Annotated in this window: 1 pseudogene; it reads right to left on the bottom strand. The window is 68.9% G+C overall.

From position 1 onward, the window contains the following. Window positions 1-476, bottom strand: a pseudogene (locus BST12_RS29270) (PPE family protein); the annotation flags it as partial.

The raw sequence follows: 476 nt of genomic DNA, 5'->3' as shown, positions 1-476 counted from the left end.
GTAGAAGTTCGACTTGGGGATGCCGGAGCCGGGGGTACTCGGCTCACGCACGGCGGTATTCCGCAAGCCCGAGTCGTTGCTGCCCGAGTTGACGAAGCTCGGGTAGCTGGTGCCAGGGCTTCTAAGGCCCGGGTTTGCGCCCGAGCCAGCCGCGGCACTGCCGCTACCGGGGTTCGGGTTGCCTGAGTCCAGGCCGCCAACAGGAGCACTGGCCGGGGCGGCGACGGGCGTGTTGGTCAGGCCCGAGTTGAGGACGTTCGCCAGGCCGTGTTGGAGACCGCCCGTTGATCCGAGGGCGGAGGCGAGGATGCCCGAACTCAAAGCCGCCGTGCTCATGCCGCCGGTGGCGTAGCCGGCGGAGCTGACCAAGGCCGCCTCCGAGCCAGCCGCGCTTCCTAAGGCGGCGTTTTGCATCCCCGCGTTCCAGAAGCTGGTGTTGAGGCTGCCTGCGCTGCCGAGGCCCGCGCTGATTGTCC

This window comes from Mycobacterium angelicum (assembly GCF_002086155.1).
In the GTDB taxonomy this organism is placed as follows: Bacteria; Actinomycetota; Actinomycetes; order Mycobacteriales; family Mycobacteriaceae; genus Mycobacterium; species Mycobacterium angelicum.
The sequence above is the reverse complement of the archived record's forward strand: the minus strand, read 5'-3'. Positions and strand labels throughout refer to the sequence as shown.